Source organism: Microcoleus sp. S13_B4 (genome assembly GCF_036700885.1).
In the GTDB taxonomy this organism is placed as follows: Bacteria; Cyanobacteriota; Cyanobacteriia; order Cyanobacteriales; family Microcoleaceae; genus Microcoleus.
The window spans coordinates 2,926-22,556 of the sequence record NZ_JAUBPU010000055.1; the positions used below are offsets into that span (position 1 = coordinate 2,926).

Below are 19,631 nucleotides of genomic sequence, written 5' to 3' on the forward strand. Positions count from 1 at the left end.
TGGGAGTTGGAGTTACTAGCGGAGTTGGAGTGACACTTGGAGTGGGAGTTGGAGTTACTACCGGAGTTGGAGTGACAACTGGAGTGGGAGTTGGAGTGACAACTGGAGTGGGAGTTGGAGTTACTAGCGGAGTTGGGGTGACAACTGGAGTGGGAGTTGGAGTTACTAGCGGAGTTGGAGTGACACTTGGAGTGGGAGTTGGAGTTACTACCGGAGTTGGAGTGACACTTGGAGTGGGAGTTGGAGTTACTACTGGAGTTGGCGTTGGCGTCGGGTCGATCGCGTCATCAGTCGAAAACACAATATTACCAACACTACTAGAACGCGGAAACGACTGCGATGTAATGATAGATTGTCCCGTTGTAATTGCACCCGCCGTACCGTTGCTAGCAGCATCCCCCACCACAAACGGTTGAATCGGCGTCCCTCCATCTCCCCCAGCGTGTGTAATTGCGATATTTCCGCCACCTGTGCCGCCAGCAGTAGAAATGCTAGCAAATCCTGTCGGCGAAAGTGGTGTTGAAAAAGTACCCGTAGCGCGGAAAAAATTGCCTGTTATTGCTGTGACATCGCCACCGGTGCCGCCACTACCGCCTTGGGCATTGATAAACTCTACTTGAATATCGCCGATCGGATCTAAGAACACATTGCCGGCATTTCCGACTATACCGCTAGAGTTAATTTGTCCCGCCGTAATTGAAGTTATCGCCTTAACAGTTATGTTACCGCCACTGTTTCCCGATGTATTCAAATTGCCTGCTGTGAAATTGTTCCCGGTTGTAAATAGAATTTCTCCGCCATTAGTAGTAATATTTTTAACACTTATATCGCCCTTGGCAGTAATATCGACTTTGGCGGCGGTGACATCTCCCGATAAATTGACTTTTTCCGTGTTTGGTGCTGTCAATTGTTGCGCGTTAATTGTCGAGCTTCCTGTCACATTGCCAGCATTTTCGATCGCAAGATTTCCTAACTTGCTGGTGGCCCCCACCGCACCGTTGAAAGTGATGCTGCCACTACCGGAGGCTAGAGTTAAGTTGCGGGCATTAATGCTGTCACTGTCGATCGCACCTCCAAAGGCAATATTTCCCCCTGCGGTACTAAATACCGCATACTTTGTCAAAACCAAAGCATTGCTAATATTAATGTTGCCGTTATTAGTCGTAATATTACCGCCTAATTTAGTATTTAAAGCCGTAATGTTAAAACCAGAATTGCTTTTAATATTTCCAATAAATTCCGCATTCGATCCAGTAACATTCACAACAGATAATGGCGTTGTTTCGCCGATATTTCCTTGTACCAGCACATTGCCTGTCGCGGCAGCTAAGTTCAACAAGTGATTGCCGTCAATCGCACCAATTATCTTAATATCTCCGCCGCCAGTCCTGAGATTAATATCGTTGCCGAGTTGGACATTACCGTTAAGGGCGATCGGATTTTTATTGGTATTGATGCCATAATTCAAATTAATTGTAGAGGCATTGAGAGTAATGCTGCTGTTGTCATTTCCGGTTAGAGTGCCATCAAGTGCGATCGCACCAGTTCCCCCTTGAATACTTACGGGGTCTAAAAAGGTGAGATTGTAGGGTATGCTAACCTTGGCGGTGCTATCCGATCGCCCGATCGCGATCGAGCTAAATCCATTTTGAATCAAATTAAGTTCCGATGCAGTCAAATCTAAAGCGCTAGTATTGTTATCAATTCCACCCAGAGCAATATTTTGTCCTGCTGTTGCGGGTTGTAGCGTTAACGCATCCGTACCAGAAACATTCCCGGAAAAATCAATTTCACCGGCTGTTAAATTCAGCGGGTTACTACCTGCCGATAAAGTAGAACCGAAAGCTATTGTTGCATCTCCCACTGTAAAATTTACAGGAGCTTTTAATGTCACTGGATTGCTAAAACTAATGTTATCATTAGTTGTGGTGATATTTCCGCTAACCGCAACAGTTCCCCCGCCATTTTGAAGAAATGCACCGTCTAAGTTCACGTTTTTCTCAATATTGAGATTCACCTTATTGGTAATTGTGAGCGTGCCGTCATTAGTAGTTGTTACAGTTCCTTTGAGATTAACATTATCAGCCGCAATACCGAGATTGCCAGCTACGTCAACTGTCTTGTTGAAAGTAATGTCGCTGCCTGAAAACACCGAGTTTGGGGCAACAGTCACTGCATCTGCATAAGTTTGACTGCCGGTTGTAGTCACATTGCCGCCTAAAGATATTTTGCTGTTGGCAGTTAAACTTGTGAGAGGAGTTGTTTCGCCGATCGCACTTTTGAAGGTAAGATTACCGCTAGCCGCCTTCACCGTCAAATCGCTGCTACCATCAACAGTATTATTGAAAGTAATGCTGTCACCTGAAAGAATCGGATTATTGGCAACAGTGACAGCATCTCCGTAGGTTTGACTGCCAATTGTAGTCACATTGCCATTGAGTTGAGTTGTACCGCCAGCATCTGTAGTCAAACTCGCGGCATTGACTGTTTGATTAAATGCGGTTGTGCCTGTAGAATTAGCTGTTAAATTGCCGATCGCACTTGCAGCACCAACTGCACCATTGAAGCTAACATTACCGCTAACCGCCTTCACCGTCAAATCGCTGGTGCCGTCTACAGTATTATTGAAAGTAATGTCGCTGCCTGCGAGAATCGGATTGTTGGCAATTGCAACTGCATCTCCATAAGTTTGAGCGCCAGTGGTAGTGACATTGCCATTAAGTTTAGTTGTGCCACCTGCGTCAGTTGTTAAACTTTGGGCATTGACACTGCTCGCGAAGCTAGTCGTGCCACTACTGTTGGCAGTTATCGCACCGAATGGAATTGTACTATTACCGATCGCACCTGTTGTGAATGTAATATTACCAGTACCCGCTGTTAAAGTGAGAGTTGGACTGTTAGCAGTGGTGCTGTCAACTTTATTGTTAAAAATAATATCGCCAGCACCTGCACCTGTGTTGAAAGAAACATCATTTCTCAGAGTAACAGGACTGTTGAAAGTAATATTATCGTTAGTAGTTGTAATATTGGATGCTATATTGAGCTTGCCCGTACCGCTTTGAGTAAATTCTCCATCCAGCACTAGATTTGCCCCAGTAGCAATATTCAAGTCGCCACTATTATTGACTTTAAAAGTTCCATTATTTAGCGTTGTGACTGGATTGTCGATCGCCAAATCTGCGACATTCAAGTTAATGCCACCTGCACCATAGGTTGTGACTGCGCCGTTTAAGGTCGTTTTACCAGTAGCTGTAAGATTAATACTGTTGGCTGTAATTGCCGCGGTTTGTACGTCGGTAGCATTATTGATCTGGAGATTGCCGATCGCAATTGGATTGCCGACTTCTCCACCAAATATAATATTACCAGTACCGGCTGTGAGAGTGAGATTTTGATTGTTAGCAGTTGTACCGTTGACGGTTTTGCTGAAAAGAATATTGCCAGCACCGACTGCACCTGTGTCAACCAAAACATTATTTTGAAGCGTAACAGGCCCGTTGAAAGTGATGTTTTTATCGATTGTGGTAATCGGCCCATTGAGTGCGATCGTACCGATGTTGCTAGTGAGGGTGATATCTCCCGAACCCGACGTAGTTATGTTGCCGGCGGTGATGTTTTGATTCGCTGTCAGTGCAATCGAAGCGTTATCAAGTCCAGTGAGAGTCCCACCAGGCAAAATTGCGATCGATCCAGCCCCTTGTGGAGAGCGAATTGTCACGGGATCTTGGAATGTGAGAGGCGACTCGATGGTAATTGCGCCGGTGCTGTCTGTCCGCCCAATCGTGATCGATTTAAAGCCATCGGCCAGGCCATTGAATAGCCCAGTCATGTCCAAGGAGTCAGGTCGATCTGGTGTGACCCCAAGTGCGATCTTTAAGCCAGGCCTAAAGGGTTGAAGTACCAGATCGCCCGTACCCGACGAGGAAAGGCCGGTTATATCAATTTGATCTGAGGTAATGGTGAGGCTGTTGCTACCCGCTACAAATCCATTATTTAAAGTAATCCTGCCGGTTTCCAGACCTGTTGTACCAGGTTTATTCGCGGTAAAAGAAACATTATTTGTGGATACATTATTGACATCAACACGATTTATAAAACTTATGTCACCATTAGTGGCGGTCAAATCACCTGAGATAGTGACAGCACCCGTAGCAGGAACTTTTTGAGTAATACTGGCGGCTGTAATTGCCTTTGTTTGTACGTTGCCCGCACTGTTAATTTTGAGGTTGCCTAGAGGAGTAGGGCTGCCGGCATCTCTACCAAATGTAATATTGCCACTACCTGCTGCTAGAGTCAAATCTTGACTGTTAGTGTTAGTAGTTGTCCCATCGACAGTTTCTTGGAAAAGAATGTTGCCGGCACCTGCACCTGTGTTGATATTGACTTTATTTGCGACGGTAACAGGGCTGTTGAAAGTAATATTTTTATCGCTTGTAGTAACGTCTGCGCTTAGAGAAGTAGCTCCGTTAAATGTAATATCACCATTGGCTGTAATTGGCCCGTTAACTGCGATCGACCCCGTACCAGTTGGAGGCTGAATTGTCGTCGCTGTCTTCGGGTCGTTGAACTGAACGCCAGCGGGGTCAATTGCGATCGCCCCCGTCCCATCCGCCCGCCCAATAACCATTTGCGAAAAACCTTTTAACGTATCGAGTTCCACCTGGTTGAGATTCAAACGAGCGTCCGTGATATTACCGCCAACATTAATATCTAAAGTGGGAGTAAGCGGTTGCAACTGAATAGTCCCAATACCATTAACTTGACTTGTTCCTGACAGTTGAATTTCATCGCCCGTCAAAGTGACATTGCCGCCTAAAGTCGCGTTAATCACACCGCCCGTGAGATTAAGTGGAATAGAATTGTTATTAGCACTTCCCGTGAGGCTAATATTGCCCGTTCCCGTAGCTTGCACGGTTATCGGCGTGCCCGTGCCGAAGTTAATGCCGTAGCTGCTAGATGATGTCGCTACACCGGTACCAATTAAAGCAATATCTCCATTCTGTGCTTGTACGGTGCCTGAATTGAGCCAGATCCCGGAATTAGTGCCTGTCCCTGCACTGCCCGTACCCGTCAACGTCACCTTTCCCAAGGCTGCGCTTTGGATTGTAGCGGCACTATCTACATATATACCCTCGTTGGCAAACCCAGTCCCGCCACCAGTACCAGTCAGACTGACATTTCCAGAGAGCGCTTTCACTGTGCCCGCCCCAACTGATATCCCTTGATTGCCATCAGTCCCCTTGCCACCAACACCGCTCAGAGTCACATTTCCGGTGCCAGTGGATTCCAGCACGCCTGACATCAAAATGCCCACGTTGTTGCCCACGCTGCCGTTACCTGTTCCAGTCAGGGCGATATCTCCATTCGGCGATTTTACGATACCACTAGGACTAATATATATCCCTGAATTGCCACTCGTCCCATTTCCCCCTGTCCCGGTGATGGTGATAGTCCCATTCCCCGAAGTTGACTGCACTGTAGCGGTATCTATGGTAACGCCGAAGTTGTTGGTTAAAGTTCCAGCACCGTTACCAGTGAGGTTGACATTTCCCCCAGCCGATCGCACTGTACTGTTGGTGGTAATAGATATCCCTCGATTATTAAAAGTCCCGTTTCCGCCAGTACCGTTGAAAGTAATACTCCCTGTTCCGATCGATTCTACTGTGCTGGTGGTATTAATGTTAATCCCGTTGTTACCGCTTTTAGTTCCGTTACCTGTGCCAGTCAGGGTGATATTTCCATTGGTTGAAGTCACCTTAGATCCGCCTGTAACAACAATACCTTCATTTCCCACTAATGTTCCGTTCTGGCCAGTTCCATTGAGAGTAATATTTCCACTTCCCGTAGTTTGTACTAGGGCGTTATTTATAATAATACCGTTACTGGTTCCGAATGTCACGTTTGCTCCGCTGCCGTCCAAGTTAATAGACCCACCTCCGGCATTAATTGTGCCACCAAGAACGATTCCATTTCCATTGGAACCATTACCTCGACCAATACCCTGGAAACTGCCCCCGTTTGTATTAATCGTCGAATTGAGCGTCAGATTACCACCGTTTGAATTATCACTATCAGCATTCAGAGTGACATTGCCTCCCTGAGTTGTGATATCGGCCCCCAAACTAACATTAATATTATTATTAGCATTCAGCGTCAGAGAATTACTCTTATTCCAAGCAACGGGAGCACTAACTGTAATATTACCTGCACTCGGAGCAGTCGAGGCAGTAGAAATAGTGACATTTCCCAAATTTAGTTGATTTTGCAGCGTCCCATTATTGATTGTAGAAGTAGGCGCAGCCGCCGGAGAGGGCGTAAATACTCCCCCTAATGTGCCGCCTGCATCCGCACCAGTGCTAATAGTAATATCAGTAGGATCTAACAATAAAGTTCCAGCAATGCCAAAGGTCGAGCGCAAATCAACTAATCCTTGAAAATCCAGCGATTGCTTTCCAGACACTTCCGCAAAGCCGCCATTACCAGAAAACAAGCCACCTCTGGCCGTAATATTGCCATTAAAACGAGTAGTTTCATCAGCCCAAACTATGACTCGCCCGCCATTCCCGTTACTAACAGCATCAGCATTAATCGTCGAGTCCCTGCTAACAAAAGTCCGCAAAGCATTGGGCACCGTCCCCAAACCCTGATAATCTCCGCCAATCAGTACATTACCGCCGCCGTTAACCCCAGAAGCATCTATCTTGCCTGCAATAACTCCTACTTTGTCGCCTAAAATATTTACAGTACCGCCAGTGTTGCCAGAGACATTGATACTGCCGGATGCGATCGCAGTTCCCGCAGTTACAAGCACTGCAGCATTCCCCGTCAACACAACTTCGCCATTGGGATTTACCGTCAAACCCGTCGCCTGTGCCACACCTTGTCCAGTCAGCAACTCCGGCAAAGATAACACTGGCTGCGTCCAATTGTTTGGCAGCGAACTTTGATTTGCTGTCGGCTGAATATCCAAGCTCAATAAATTTCCAGCTTGACTAATTCGCACCAAATTGTTACCCGGTACGGCGCTAATGAGAATATTGCCGCTAGGCGCATTTAGCTGACCAGTATTGACAACCGTACCTCCTACTAAACTTAAACTTTGACCTGGTGTCACCGTCAGATTGCCTGCATTAACAATGCTTCCCCCTGGCAAATTTGTAAACGCAAAACTATTCGGCATCCCAATTAAAGTGGCCCAATTGTTATTGCCGATCGCACTAAACCACTGATTGTTCCCAAAACCAATCCCTGTCGCCGTAGTAGCATTAAAAGATCCAGGCACGTTCAGACTGGCATTCGGCCCAAAAATCATGCCGGCAGGATTCATCAAAAATAAATTGGAATTGCCCCCCGTAACTTGAATTAAGCCATTTATTAAAGAAGGATTACCCCCAGTAATCCTTCCCAAAATATTTTGAATATTCGGATTTGTCAGAAAGTTCGCCGTTTGACCTTCGCTGAGGCCAAACTGAGTAAAACTGTGAAAAAGATTAGCTTTATCTCCGCTGACAGAACCCCCGGAAATGTCGTAGCGGTTGCCGTTGGGAGTAACAACTGTGTTAGTGCCGTCTGGTGCCGGGGCGATGGGTTGCGCGTTGGCCGAACCCGCCGCTGCACTCACCCAGGCAACCATGAATAACCATCCGAGCAAATGTAGTCTGTTGGGGGTCATTGTGTTTAAAACTTGTGCTTAAAGTGCGATCGTATTTATCTATCCTATTGTTACTCCTAAAAAATCCTCATGTCAATAGGTAGCCCTATTTTTGATTCCTGAATAATTAGGAGGGGAAGCTAAAGGAAATGTATGTATTTATAAGTAGGTAATGGCACAAAACCATAGGATATTTTAGGGGAAAGCGTGAGGATCACGAGATATCAGCGAGTAAATAAATGTTCTCACCCGTCCTCCCCCATTTAATGTTTATTTGTAACCACCTACTTAGCGGTTTTGAGTTAAGTGAAGTACAGATATGGGGTAGGGACAGGGTAATGCTGTGTCCATCATGTATTCAGGTGCGGGGCGAGCGATGAAACTTGGTTTCTTGTTTCCACTTTCACTGCTTACATGAAGCAATTACCTTAAAAAACCGGGTTAATGCGTCCGGAACTGTTGGTGAAAATATGGCGCGGAATGCGAGGGTTAGGGGTTTAAAAAACTCGGAATGTTAGTCAAAATTACGTAGGTATCGATAGCCTATTCTTCCGCTTGCTTCTAGTGCCAAAAAACTCGCTCAAATCCCTAATCGCGACCGCTACCGTCTTCTGCACCGGGCGAGCAGCTTGCAGCCCGCTTTGAGTGCCAACTGGGCGAACTGCCTAACTTTTATCAGAAACTTTATAAGTTTTAGATTATCTTTACCAAAACTTCACAAAACCTGAGTAAAATTTTTTATGTATTTTTGTTGAAAGCCCATATTTGCAAGCCTTGCACTCAGCCTTAGACAGTGACCGAAACGAAGTAAATGTAGTAGGTTGCAACTATAGACAGGGTGAAAATATTGCTGTTACAGATTAAACTGTGGCAATCTGGTGTCAGTGAAAACTCTGAGAAGAAGCACTCATTTACTCCCAAACACCCTTAAGTGAGATATGTATGTAGATTCACTGGTGTGGAGCCTCTTCTTTAGGTTTGACGATCGTCCTAAATATCGCAGGCTCGCGATCGTCGATTCGCGTCACGGCAACACGGCATTTTGCGCCTTACTACGTAACAATACTGGAGGAATCAGGGTTATGACTACTTTAATGCTAGTCAAAAAAACATCTTTTACAGTCGCCAGCTTGGCAACCACAATGTTGCTCAGCATCTGCACGCCCGTCAGAGCTTTCATGTTTGGCACTGCCGGCATCCAGTTCGATGAAGATACCAATATAAACTTTACCTTCGACCAATCTCACAGCCCTTACCAGTCCAGCTTGTGGGTGGCCCAAGCTCAGTCAGGAAACAATGGCTACACCAACATCACCAACCTGTTTAACGAGACTAAACCCTCAGATAACGGCTCGGCCAACAACTGGGAAGCAACGTTCGGCAACGCAGTCACCTCCGAAAACGGCTCCATCACCCAAACCTTCAGATTTTTGAAGGCTCAAACTTATGCCCTGCTGCTGTGGAGTGACACAGGTACCGGCAAGCCTTTGGAGCAATACGTATCGTCGAGTACCTTCATGAACAGCCCCCAATGGTGGGCCGCCGGCACCCAGTTCCGAAGAGATGAATGTCTGGTGGCGGGATGTCAGCTTGCTGTGTTTGGTAACTTTAGGCTCGACAACAACTCCAGCGACTCATTTGCAAACATCAACGGCGGTAAAGGCCCAGAGCAATTTTCATCCCTCACAATCGCCGAACTGGCTAAGGGCACAAAAATCTCCTTCGACGATGCCAAACCAAAAACCGGGCTTGACTTCAAAGACTTCACCGTGTCGGCTCAGTCAGTCCCCCAACCAGTCCCCCAACCAGTTCCCCAACCAGTCCCCGAACCAGTCCCCCAACCAGTCCCCCAACCAGTTCCCCAACCAGTCCCCGAACCAGTTCCCCAACCAGTTCCCCAACCAGTCCCCGAACCAGTCCCCGAACCAGTCCCCGAACCAGTCACAGTGTTCGGGACTATGATGGGGCTTGGGGCTTTGGCTGCAGCTCGCAGGAAAAAAAAGCGAGGGCAGCAACGATAAAAAAGACTCTTAACCAGCCCCATACAAATCTAAATAGTGCGTCTGTTCAGTGGTAATCTGAGGAATAGCATTTCTAAATGTTAAGACTTTTTCCATAACGGGAAAAATAGCATCCTAACAAAGGCACTATTCATGGTATCCACCGCAACAAAAACGAACGTAGGCTACATCACCCAAATCATTGGGCCGGTTGTAGACGTAAAATTCCCAGGCGGCAAACTGCCCCAAATCTATAACGCTCTCACGATTTCCGGCAAAAACGAAGCAGGTCAAGAGATTGCCGTTACCTGCGAAGTTCAACAACTGCTCGGAGACAGCCAAGTGCGCGCCGTTTCCATGAGTACCACCGACGGCTTGGTGCGTGGCATGGAAGTAGTAGATACCGGGGAAGCGATCCAAGTTCCCGTCGGAATCCCAACTCTCGGCCGGATTTTTAACGTCATCGGTCAACCCGTAGACAACCTCGGCCCGGTCAATACTTCCGAAAGTATGCCCATCCACCGCAACCCGCCGGCTTTCACCGAACTGGAAACCAAGCCTTCGGTGTTTGAAACTGGGATCAAGGTGATTGACCTGCTGGCGCCCTACCGTCGCGGCGGCAAAATCGGTTTGTTCGGTGGCGCAGGCGTCGGCAAAACCGTGATTATGATGGAACTCGTGAACAACATCGCCAAGGCTCACGGCGGCGTGTCCGTGTTCGGTGGTGTGGGCGAGCGCACCCGCGAAGGTAATGACCTCTACAAAGAAATGATCGAGTCGGGGGTTATTAACGAAGAAGACCGCAGCAAGTCAAAAATTGCTCTGGTTTACGGTCAAATGAACGAGCCACCTGGTGCTCGGATGCGCGTGGGCCTGTCGGCTCTGGCGATGGCCGAATACTTCCGCGATGTCAGCAAGCAAGACGTGCTGCTGTTCATTGACAATATCTTCCGGTTTGTGCAAGCGGGTTCTGAGGTATCGGCTCTGTTGGGTCGGATGCCTTCTGCTGTGGGATATCAGCCGACTCTCGGTACAGACATGGGCGACTTGCAAGAACGGATTACTTCGACTACCGAAGGTTCGATTACTTCGGTTCAAGCTGTGTACGTACCTGCGGATGACTTGACTGACCCCGCACCTGCTACGACTTTTGCTCACTTGGACGCTACAACTGTGTTGTCTCGCGGTTTGGCTGCGAAGGGGATTTATCCTGCGGTTGACCCGCTGGATTCTACGTCTACGATGTTGCAAGTTAGCGTTGTCGGCGAAGAGCACTATGGTGTTGCTCGTCAGGTGCAGTCTACTCTGCAACGCTATAAGGAATTGCAAGACATTATTGCAATTTTGGGCTTGGACGAGCTGTCGGAAGATGACCGCTTGACCGTTTCTCGCGCTCGCAAAATTGAACGGTTCTTGTCTCAACCGTTCTTTGTGGCCGAAGTGTTCACCGGTTCCCCCGGCAAGTATGTCAAGCTGGCAGATACCATTAAGGGCTTCCAGATGATTCTCGCTGGTGAACTTGATGAGTTACCAGAACAAGCTTTCTATTTGGTGGGCGATATCAACGAGGCGATCGCCAAAGCTGAAAAAATGAAAGCTGACGCCAAGTAATTTTAGTCATTAGTTAGTAGTCAGTAGTCAGTAGTCAGTCGTTATTAGTTATTTGTTATTGGTAACAACTGACAACTGACAACTGATAACTGACAACTGATAACTGACAACTGACAACTGACAACCGACAACTGACAATTTATGACATTAACTGTGCGCGTAGTGGCCCCAGACAAAACTGTTTGGGATTCTAATGCTGAAGAAGTAATTCTGCCGAGCACCACAGGCCAACTGGGTATCTTGAGCGGTCACGCTCCAATGTTGACGGCTTTGGATACCGGAGTGATGCGCGTCCGTCCTGGCAAGGAATGGGTGTCTATTGCTCTGATGGGTGGCTTTGCAGAAATCCAAGAAAACAAAGTTACTATTCTTGTCAACGGCGCTGAAAAAGGCGAAACCATTGATAAAGAAGCTGCTCGTACTGCTTACACCGAAGCAGAAGCTCGTTTGGAAAAGGCTACTAGCGGCACTTTGCAAGAGCAAATTCAAGCTAAGCAAGCAATCAAACGCGCGAGAGCTCGTTTCCAAGCTGCCGGTGGCACGCTTTAGCTCTAAGGCTAGGGACATAGTGCTTTTGTAGTAGGGACACAACATTGTTGTGTCCCTGCTGTTTTTATCACGTTGTGTCCCTAATGTTTTGCTAAACTCCGGCCTCGGACAATAGAGATTGCATTGTTTCCCAAGATAACCCCTGCTGAAGATAGCGGGGGTTATTTGGATTGTAGGGGCTCTCTACGCGATCGACACTGACAATTTTTGCTTCCTCCGGCAAAACAGGAACCTCGGGATCGAAAGCGGTCGATCGCGTCAGGGAGCTAGAAAAGCCTTTAAAAATAGCAATTTCATCGAATTCGCCGTCAATTTGGGCCTTGACGATTAAAACTTCGTGCGATCGTTTTACCGTGTATTGTTCCAAGCGACGAGCAATAGAGTCAGCCATAGCAAATCTCACTTTCCTGAAATCTGCTACAATATAGCTTAATTTTGCGGCTAGTTTCAGCGACAGATAGCTAATTTTTTATTTTTAATTCGACCTTTATTAACAGCAGGAAGTAAGCGGACATAATATCAATCCTGTAAAAAACATTTGCAACATTTTCATCCGGCAAAACCTACTTTTTCGATATTTTATGAGCCAGAGAAAGACTAGGTTTCAATTATCGTTGTCCCGTCCAATTTTTATTGAACGGCGTTTGGCTTGGGATATACGCTGCTATTTATGCTAGTTTTTTGCTTGAGAGTAGCTCTGGTAAGTTGCCACTCCCAGCTAATAAATAACTGTTGACGCGGCGGTAATTCTAGTTAGTGACTCAATTTTATAGCGTTTGGGCGATCGAGAAAAATATATGTGCCTATTTGTCGATCGAGTCACAGTAAAAGGCAAAAAATCTGCCGTGTCGGTGTTTAAAATTTATGATGCAGAAACAAAACAAAGCATTGAACTCAAACAGGAAACTGCTACTGAATTTCAACGAGGTCGGGAGCTTTATTTTGAGCAAAGTTTTACTAAAGCGCCAAAAATATTCAATAAGATTTGCGAAAGACATCTTCAAAAGAAGTTAGCAGCAATTTACTGCAAGCGCTCTCTGAAGAATCGAATGTATGAAGTGGCAGAAGGATGGTCGGGGATAGAAGCTTTGGATGAAAAGTAGTAAAAGTAGCATTAAGCTGACGGTAGAAATTTTTATGTGTTTATCCAGTTTTTTGTACCTGACCTCAGTCATAATACATTCAGGCTGAAGCATTCGACCCCAAAATTGGGAGTTTTCCTGAAAAATACGCCGTCGAGTGAGCTGCTTTTGAGTTCAAACTCGAATATACTGCGGAAAAGTATGCGAGAAATAAACTCAGTTTCTCTGAAAAATCTCAGGTTGGACAGCGATTCACGAAGAAACCAAGAATTCGGCTTTCCTTGCGTAAGTTTTGTGTAAGTACAAAATGGTTGAGAATGCTTACCAGCGGTCAATCTTCGCTCCGAGTATTAACTGTGTATTTCAAGCTAAATTAATGTTATGTCCACTCTTTCTCTCAAGCGCTTGGTGGCCAAACTTTTAGGAAAAGCGACCATCCAAACTGTACTCATAGTTCCGTTTGTATTGCAAGTATTTGCAGCGGTAGGTATTGTGGGATACTTATCATTTAGGAACTCTCAAAGAGCAGTGAATGACCTTGCAGATCAGTTGATGGGGGAGGTGAGCAATCGGATAGAGCAAAATTTGAGAACTTATCTGCAAACTCCGCACCAAATCAATCAAAGCAAGCTAGATGCAGTTAAACTGGGTTTTGTGAACATGAAAGACTTGTCAGCTTGGGAAAAGTATCTGTGGCGACAAGTGCAATTATATCCTTATATCAATTTTACGTCGATCGCCAATCAAGATGGAGAATATCGCACCGGCGAAAAGATGTCGAACGGCACTTTATTGATTAACGCATCGGGCCCATCTACAGGTTTTGATTTTTATTCTTACAATACTAATGATAGGGGCGATCGCACGACAGTAGTAGCGTCATTCAAAAACTTCGACATCCGACAGCACCCTTCGTACACCTATGCGGCTCTAGAAGCCAAACCAACTTGGAGTTCAGTTTATATATCCTTACTAGAACCCACATTGATCATCAGCGCGCTGCAACCAGTTTACAACACCCAGAAACAGCTAGAAGGAGTATTAATTGCTGCTTTGCGTCTCGACAGTATCGGTCAATTTTTAAACAGCCTCAAAATAGGCAAATCCGGTCAAACTTTTATTATTGAAAGAAACGGCACCCTGCTGGCAACTTCCACACCCGAAAAACCTTTCCGCACCCAAAACGGTAAAAAAGAACTGTTTAAAGTGACAGAAAGCAGCGATCCAGTAACACAAACTACAGCTAAATATTTAGAAATTCACTTTCACAACTTGCGCCAAATTACCAAAGCGCAGTCAATAAATTTTGAGATAAAAGGCCAGCAGCAATTTTTAAAAGTCCTGCCATTCCAAGACGGCAAAGCTTTAGATTTGCTAATTGTTGTCGTCGTTCCCGAAGCCGACTTTATGGAACAAATCCATGCCGGCAACCGAACTACAGTGTTACTATGTCTGGCAGCTTTAGGCATGGCAACTGTGCTAGGAATCCTCACTTCTGGCTGGATTATCAAACCTATTTTAAAATTAAAAGATGCAGCAATAGCTTTGTCTGAAGGACAATTTGACAAAACTGTAAAGCTCGATCGCTCCGACGAGTTGGGCGTACTTGCCGCTGCTTTTAACAGCATGGCAACACAACTGCAAACATCTTTTACTGCCTTAGAAACTAAAAATACCGAATTGCAGCGACTAGACAAACTAAAAGACGAATTCTTAGCCAATACTTCCCACGAACTCCGCACTCCCCTCAATGGCATTATTGGGATTGCAGAATCTTTAATAGACGGTGCTACTGGACAACTACCCGACTCAACAAATTTTAACTTAGCTTTGATTTCCTCATCGGGCAAAAGATTATCTTCTTTAATTAACGATCTTCTGGACTTTTCTCAGCTCAAACACAAAACTATAGAACTCCAAATTAAGTCCGTCGGTATTCGAGAAATAGTCTCGGTAATTCTCACTTTGTCTCAGCCATTAGTAGGCAAAAGAAACTTGCAGTTGATTAACTCAGTCACTTCTGAATTGCCGTCAATAGCAGCCGACGAGAATCGCTTGCAGCAAATACTTTACAACTTAATCGGCAATGCGATTAAATTTACCGAAGGTGGCACAATTGAAATTTCAGCAGAATTGGTAACGGGCAATGCACAATCACCTCCTAACTCTCAATTAGCCATTACTGTATCTGACACTGGTATTGGCATCCCGGAAGATAAATTAGAGCGAATTTTTGAATCCTTTGAACAAGCTGACGGTTCCACTGCTAGAGAATATGGCGGAACGGGTTTAGGGCTAACTGTTGCCAAGCAATTAGTGGAATTACACGGAGGTAAAATTTGGGTATCTTCAACTGTAGGCGTCGGTTCCCAATTCACCTTTACTTTGCCCGTATCTGAGAGTCAGCCGGAATTTAGCAGCAGACAGCCGGGTTTAACCGAAGAATCCTGCATTTTAATCACTCCTGAATTTACCCCCGAATCATCTATAATAAATTCTCAGGTATTCGCTAATAGCGAGTCGCTAGAAAGTGAAAAAATAAAAATTTTAGTAGTTGATGATGAGCCGATTAATATTCATGTCATTATCAACAGTCTTTCTCTAGAAAACTACGAGATAACTCAAGCGAGCAACGGCTTAGAAGCTTTAAATTTAATTAAATCAGGATTTAAGCCCAACTTAATTTTACTCGACGTAATGATGCCGCAGATGACTGGTTATGAAGTGTGTCGAGAAGTTCGCAAAAAATACTCGCCTTTAGAAATGCCGATTCTGATGCTGACGGCTAAAAATCAAACTACCGATTTGGTAGAAGCTTTTAACTTAGAAGCAAATGATTATGTAACTAAACCTTTTATCAAAAAGGAATTGTTGGCGAGAATTAATACGCAAATTCGCCTAGCAAAACTGAATGCAGCCTACGGCAGGTTTGTGCCACACGATTTTCTAAACTTGCTGGAAAAGCCGAGTATTATTGAAGTAAAACTAGGCGAAAATCAGGAAAGAAATATGACGGTGCTGTTTGCGGATATTCGCTCGTTTACGGCGCTTTCGGAAAATATGACACCGCCTGAAAATTTCGCATTTATTAACACTTACTTGGGAAGGGTTAGCCCTGCAATTAGGAAAAATAACGGGTTTATTGACAAATACATTGGGGATGCAGTCATGGCACTCTTTCCTACATCTCCATCTGATGGCGTGCGGGCAGCAATTGATATGCAAAAAGAAGTGAATATTTATAACCAGCAGCGAGAAAAAAATGGTTTGTGTCCGATCGCGATCGGCGTCGGTTTGCACGCGGGCAATTTGATGTTGGGTACAATTGGCGAGCGAGAACGAATGGAAAGTACCGTGATTGCTGATGCGGTGAATCTCGCCTCTCGTTTGGAAGGATTGACTAAGGTTTACGGCTCGGGAATTCTAGTTAGCGGTGCAATTATTGATCGCCTAGACGATCCAGAAAAATATAAGTACAGATTTGTCGATCGAGTAACGGTGAAAGGAAAGACAAATGCTGTGTCAGTGTTTGAAATTTACGATACAGAAACAGAGCAGAGCATTGTACTCAAGCAGCAAACTGCGGAAATTTTTCAAGAAGCTCTCAATTTTTACTACGAGCAAAAATTTGTTGCCGCCCAAAAAGTATTTCAGAATATTTTACAAATCAATCCAGACGATCGGGTAGCCATGCTGTATTTCAAACGAGCTCGCAAGTATCGAATGTACGGAGCGCCCGATGGGTGGTGTGGGGTGGAAACTTCGACGGAGAAATAGGGCGCGCACTGCACGCCCTACTCTCTTTAAAAGATGGTTGCACAAACTTTAAAATATAGTTGTACAAACGCCCAATTTATTCCAAGTTTTAGAACCGACAATGCCATCAGCAACGATTTTTTGTTGCTTTTGAAAATTGATGACCGCTTGTTCGGTTTTCGGACCGAATCCTCCATCAGTATTTACGGAAAATCCGTTGGCGTGCAAGAGCCGCTGAAGGTAGCGAACGTCCTCATTTTGGGTGACGCCATCGTTGCGTTTGAGTAGGGGAAAATAACGGCAGGAAGGTATTTCCATGTGAATTGCGTTTGTGGTTTGCATGGTTTGATTCTCCAGTGGTTGTTTGCAAGTTGTTTAAAAGCAGGGCAGCACAGAAAAAATGTTAATTAAAGTCCTGAATGCACTTTGGACGGGCAGAAACGAGGTTTCGGCTTCGCTCTACCATCAGATTTTTTAGCGTTTCTGGGGGAGTAAAGGAAGTATTGCTGTGAAAAAACCCAGTTTCTTGCTACCCGTGTGCCTAGGATTAGTTAACTTGGATTTAACATCCGGGTTCACCTGTATAACAAGCGCCTAATAGACTCCAAGTTTGAGAACCGACAATGCCATCAACACCAATCTTATTGTCCTTTTGAAATTTGATGACTGCTTGTTCGGTTTTTGGGCCGAAGAATCCATCAGTTGCGACGGGATATCCCTTTTTAACTAAGGATTGTTGGAGATAGCGCACGTTTTGATTGGCAGTGGTACTATTATTTCGTTGCAGTGTGGGCAGTGAAGAGCAAAGAGGCAATTGAGCGTAAATTGAATTTGTGGTTTGCATGGTTTGATTGGGGATTAGTGGTTGGCAAGCCGTTTGAACTTGCTATTCCCCAGTTGTAACTGTGGGGGGAAGTGCTTTAACAGTCGCTTTTTATAGTGACGCTTTTCTGGGGTAACTCAGATGAGTGACAGCCCGCTATAAAATCCCTTGTGTACAAAGTAATTGTCAAAGGCAAACAGCAGCGAATTTCCATTTTTTATCAACTTTTAGCATCTTTGCCACCAGCCCCACACCATAAGTAAGTCGGCGCATAAAAACGACCCTATGTAAACGAGGGCCAAGTCTCCACAGGCTCTCTACTGGCGGACTTAAACCTGTTTACATAGTGTTACATTATGCGGTTAAATTCCGTCTACCTACTTACCTGTACGACTGTTGGTGTCGGGATGGATAGGCTGATTGACGTAGAGAAAGCGAGTCAATCAATCGTGTCACGGTGCAATCGCTCCACTCTTGTATAAGCTGAGTAATAGTTTTTTATTTAGAGGCCGTAAAATACTGTATTTAAAGCTAGTTAACCATTTGAGCGAAAAGGGCGATCGGGAAAATGGGTCAGGGGTTGGGACTTTAACTTAGAAGTGATATCGTAGTATCGGTAGATAGTAGATTTCCGGCTGTCAAACAACTTGAGAATTGAATCAATGACAATTTCTGTAACGCTCGGGTTAAAGTCGGAAATAAAGTCGTCAGCGTCGAGATTTTGTAGAAAAAATTCCTTAGCTCGATCGCACTGATAGCGCATTTCGTCAAAGCCAACAATTTTGACCACAAACGTTGTTAACGGCGAGTTCTCCAAATCGGTTTTAGAAGTGCTTTTAGCCCGCCCATTTTCTAATAAATTTAATACTTCCGCTTCTAAACCAATTTTAGGTTGATAAGGTTTTTCTAGCTGTGGGAAAAAGCTTTCCAGGCGTACGCAGTTAGGAGATTGATCCGGAATTCCTCCCATCATCATCGCCAGAGAAACATCGATTCCCAAACCCGAAGAAAGAGCTTCTAGCAGGGCTAGAGCAGGCAGTTTGCACCCCAAATAAAGCTTGGCAATTTCGAGATTGGACTTAGCAGTAGTTTCCCAGCGCTGATACGTGCGATCGTCTGGATATCCCTCAAACTGCCGGAAAATCATCTCTGGCTTGAGATAATTCAGAAAACCTTCCATCTTCACCAAAGCAACTCGGTAGTCGCGAATCGTGTAAAAACCGCAGCAGATGAGATTGTGATTGGTTTCCGGCAGTAAATTCCAGGTATTTGCCAAAAAATGGGCTGAACTATGGTGAGCAAAACTCATCACATCCCGGTTAGAAATTCGCACAGCTTTTTTGACCGTTTCCCGTATTTCCTCATCAGTCAAACTGAGGTTAAATCGGCTATTTATTGCTTGCAAGCGGTCATAAAGGCGCTGGCTTACTGTTACTCCGGACTCGGGGGCGCGAAACGGAATTGTTGCTTCAATGCAGCCTGCTATTTGAAGCAATTGCTCGCGTTTGAGAAATGGTTCTAAAGCTTTTGCTGCTACGACAGCGCTGAGAAATTCGTTTTGTCCGGCGAAAGGATTGAGGACTTCGCCCGGTACAAAATTGAATACCAGCATTACCATCTCGAAGGTAGCATCCGCAGACAGTTCAGATTTATCTCGAATTTGTAGTTGTTTGTTAACCTCTTTTGCAACAGGAGTGATGTAGTAGCTGACGTTAAAGTTAATGCTGCGATCGACTTGCACGTAGACGGTATCGTGAAATAAAGCTGCCAAAACCTCGATCGCGTCTTCATCTCCCCCCACCTCAAAAATATGTTCGGGAGTGTGAAAAAACCGCCAGGGCCCCATCATCGGCTGAACAATCAGTTCGGCAATCCGAGCGACTTCACTTGGTTCGACTTTTGCTTCCAGGCGATCGAGGGCCCAAATTAGCCTTTCTAAGCACTGTAAGTAGGCTTGTTTGCTATCCATCACAGTCTTTCCCAGTAACATTGCTGTCAGTCGATTTTGGATTTTAGATTTTAGATTTTAGATGTACTCCACAGATGAATCTGGAAGCTTCTACTTTAGTCTAAAATTTTTAGATCCCCACGACAGGAGTCGGCGGCTTGTATCCGTTTTTGGGCAACTTCACGTCATCTACCCTGCTGTTAGCTTAATT

At 45.2% G+C, this 19,631-nt stretch carries 10 protein-coding genes; 5 read left to right on the plus strand and 5 right to left on the minus strand.

Annotated features, from left to right (window positions below; all coding sequences use genetic code 11):
- Positions 1-7,672 (minus strand): two-partner secretion domain-containing protein (locus QT994_RS21950; RefSeq protein ID WP_333178118.1); only part of this gene is annotated, 7,672 nt, incomplete at its 3' end.
- Positions 7,673-8,589: 917 nt separating this feature from the next.
- Between QT994_RS21950 and QT994_RS21955 the strand changes: the two genes are divergently transcribed.
- The 3 genes from QT994_RS21955 to atpC all read left to right on the plus strand — a co-directional run bounded on the left by QT994_RS21955 (position 8,590) and on the right by atpC (position 11,811).
- Positions 8,590-9,672 carry a PEP-CTERM sorting domain-containing protein gene (locus tag QT994_RS21955; RefSeq protein ID WP_333178121.1) on the plus strand — a complete coding sequence of 361 codons (1,083 nt, stop codon included), beginning with the start codon at positions 8,590-8,592 and terminating at the stop codon, positions 9,670-9,672.
- Positions 9,673-9,804: 132 nt separating this feature from the next.
- Positions 9,805-11,262 carry a F0F1 ATP synthase subunit beta gene (gene atpD, locus QT994_RS21960; RefSeq protein ID WP_333045638.1) on the plus strand — a complete coding sequence of 486 codons (1,458 nt, stop codon included), beginning with the start codon at positions 9,805-9,807 and terminating at the stop codon, positions 11,260-11,262.
- Positions 11,263-11,403: 141 nt separating this feature from the next.
- Positions 11,404-11,811, plus strand: a complete 408-nt coding sequence (gene atpC / locus QT994_RS21965) for an ATP synthase F1 subunit epsilon (protein WP_006635885.1) — start codon at positions 11,404-11,406, stop codon at positions 11,809-11,811.
- 91 nt (positions 11,812-11,902) lie between these two features.
- Here atpC and QT994_RS21970 read toward each other — a convergent pair whose 3' ends face one another.
- Positions 11,903-12,202: a DUF7734 family protein gene (locus QT994_RS21970; RefSeq protein WP_006635886.1), complete on the minus strand. Its 300-nt coding sequence runs from the start codon at positions 12,200-12,202 to the stop codon at positions 11,903-11,905.
- 406 nt (positions 12,203-12,608) lie between these two features.
- On the opposite strand from QT994_RS21970, the gene QT994_RS21975 reads away from it, so the two are divergent.
- Positions 12,609-12,914 (plus strand): hypothetical protein, encoded by a 306-nt coding sequence (locus tag QT994_RS21975; protein ID WP_333178123.1) that lies wholly within the window; start codon positions 12,609-12,611, stop codon positions 12,912-12,914.
- A 360-nt stretch (positions 12,915-13,274) separates the two neighbouring features.
- Positions 13,275-16,670, plus strand: coding sequence for an ATP-binding protein (locus tag QT994_RS21980; RefSeq protein ID WP_333178125.1), 3,396 nt, complete (start codon positions 13,275-13,277; stop codon positions 16,668-16,670).
- Positions 16,671-16,718: 48 nt separating this feature from the next.
- Here the strand turns inward: QT994_RS21980 and QT994_RS21985 are convergent, their stop codons facing one another.
- From QT994_RS21985 to QT994_RS21995, 3 genes are all read right to left on the minus strand, one after another.
- On the minus strand, positions 16,719-16,991 hold the full coding sequence (locus QT994_RS21985) for a peptidoglycan-binding domain-containing protein (RefSeq protein ID WP_333178128.1): 273 nt from the start codon (positions 16,989-16,991) through the stop codon (positions 16,719-16,721).
- A 220-nt stretch (positions 16,992-17,211) separates the two neighbouring features.
- On the minus strand, positions 17,212-17,493 hold the full coding sequence (locus QT994_RS21990) for a peptidoglycan-binding domain-containing protein (RefSeq protein WP_333045634.1): 282 nt from the start codon (positions 17,491-17,493) through the stop codon (positions 17,212-17,214).
- Between the two features lie 514 nt (positions 17,494-18,007).
- Positions 18,008-19,462, minus strand: coding sequence for a hypothetical protein (locus tag QT994_RS21995; RefSeq protein ID WP_445243934.1), 1,455 nt, complete (start codon positions 19,460-19,462; stop codon positions 18,008-18,010).
- Positions 19,463-19,631 lie beyond the last annotated feature (169 nt).

Coding starts and splice junctions, on each gene's coding strand:
- QT994_RS21955 (WP_333178121.1), top strand. CDS start 8,590: ATGTATGTAGATTCACTGGTGTGGAGCCTCTTCTTTAGGTTTGACGAT.
- atpD (WP_333045638.1), top strand. CDS start 9,805: ATGGTATCCACCGCAACAAAAACGAACGTAGGCTACATCACCCAAATC.
- atpC (WP_006635885.1), top strand. CDS start 11,404: ATGACATTAACTGTGCGCGTAGTGGCCCCAGACAAAACTGTTTGGGAT.
- QT994_RS21970 (WP_006635886.1), bottom strand. CDS start 12,202: ATGGCTGACTCTATTGCTCGTCGCTTGGAACAATACACGGTAAAACGA.
- QT994_RS21975 (WP_333178123.1), top strand. CDS start 12,609: ATGTGCCTATTTGTCGATCGAGTCACAGTAAAAGGCAAAAAATCTGCC.
- QT994_RS21980 (WP_333178125.1), top strand. CDS start 13,275: ATGTCCACTCTTTCTCTCAAGCGCTTGGTGGCCAAACTTTTAGGAAAA.
- QT994_RS21985 (WP_333178128.1), bottom strand. CDS start 16,991: ATGCAAACCACAAACGCAATTCACATGGAAATACCTTCCTGCCGTTAT.
- QT994_RS21990 (WP_333045634.1), bottom strand. CDS start 17,493: ATGCAAACCACAAATTCAATTTACGCTCAATTGCCTCTTTGCTCTTCA.
- QT994_RS21995 (WP_445243934.1), bottom strand. CDS start 19,462: ATGTTACTGGGAAAGACTGTGATGGATAGCAAACAAGCCTACTTACAG.